Source organism: Polaromonas sp. P1_E1_2, assembly GCF_056406035.1.
Genome location: NZ_JBFUAZ010000865.1, coordinates 1 through 1,297 on the forward strand (window position 1 = coordinate 1; position 1,297 = coordinate 1,297).

The window sequence follows — 1,297 nt, forward strand, 5'->3', positions numbered from 1 at the left end:
ATCCCGGCCCGTGTGCGCTACATGGAGATGCGCGGCGAGATGCTTCGCGGCCTGATCCCGCGGGCCACGCCGGCGGCGCGGCCGCTGGCGGAGTTCTGGCTGGGCCGTTGGGTGCGCACCGACACCTACATCTTCGATGCCGAATACGTGGCTGCGGCGCTCGAACGCCTGAAAGCGAACGGCTGGGAGTGCGGCTGGGGTATCCACATCAACGCCCAGCTTCTGTGGGATGGAAAGAACGACGCCTTCCTCGGCGGTGTGCCTACCGAGCAGGACCCCATGCTCACGCGGCTTCTGTGCGTGGTGAGCGATCCCCTGGAACTGGTGTCGGCATCCCTGCGCGCCAACGGGCTGCGCTACCGCCGATCATTGCGGGCGTTGCAATGGAATGCGCTGGCTCCGACCATGATTCGGGCCATTCGTGAGCTGCGGGCCGGCTCGCGTTTCTATTGAAATGACAGGCCCGAACCCATCCGCCGCAGCAACTCCGGCACGGATGACACCAGCATCGCCAGGCCCGAGCAGGTCAGCAGGCTCAGCACCAGTCTGCGAAAGGCAAGGTCGCTGATGCCCGTGTAAACGCGCCCGCCCAGCCAGGCGCAAATGAGCGCAGCAGGTGCCACGATGGCCAGCATGGGCAGCGTTTCGCGCGTGACCAGGCCGGCGGCAACATAGCTGGCCATGGTGACGGTCAGCACGGCCAGATTGAAGTTCTGGATGACGGCGCGTTGGGCACTCTTTTCGTAGCCGCGCAGGGTGCACCACAGTGTCGGAATCACACCGCTGAAACCACCCAAGGCCCCCATGAAACCACCGGCAACGCCAATCGTGCCGTCGGCGACGCGGCCCCCATGGTGAATGCGGGGGAGCTTGCCCGAAAAAAGCATGGCCGGGCACCACAGCGCCAGCAGCATGCCGAGAAACAGCTTGAACAGCTGGACGTCAAGTTGCGGCAACAACAGCAAACCGAGCGGTAGCCCCAGCAGGCCGCCGGCCAGAAATGGCAGCAGGCGCTTCCAGTCAGTCGTGCGGCTGACCGTGAAGGCCGCCATGACCTGGCCTGTCAGGCCGCCGAACACCGCCATGACAGCCGCCAGTTTCGGGTCTATAGACCACGCCCAGAACGACATGGCGACAAGGCTGAAGCCAAAGCCCGACAGGCCCTGGACAAAACCCGCCGCCGCCGCGCCCGCGACGATCAAAACGATTGGGGCGTCAGGACCTRCCAACATTGTGTTTGCAAATGCGAATGGGGTGAAAACGGCGCCAATCAAGGCGCGCGACGACGCCCAGACCG

Annotated in this window: 2 protein-coding genes; one reads left to right on the forward strand and one right to left on the reverse strand. The window is 64.8% G+C overall.

The features are described 5' to 3' along the window. Positions 1-453, forward strand: a 453-nt coding sequence (locus AC1D1P_RS23620) for a hypothetical protein (protein WP_477674684.1), incomplete at its 5' end; no start/stop codon positions are given. Here AC1D1P_RS23620 and AC1D1P_RS23625 read toward each other — a convergent pair. Further along, on the reverse strand, positions 447-1,232 hold the full coding sequence (locus tag AC1D1P_RS23625; protein ID WP_477674685.1) for a sulfite exporter TauE/SafE family protein: 786 nt from the start codon (positions 1,230-1,232) through the stop codon (positions 447-449). The genes AC1D1P_RS23620 and AC1D1P_RS23625 overlap by 7 nt on opposite strands. Positions 1,233-1,297: the final 65 nt, after the last annotated feature.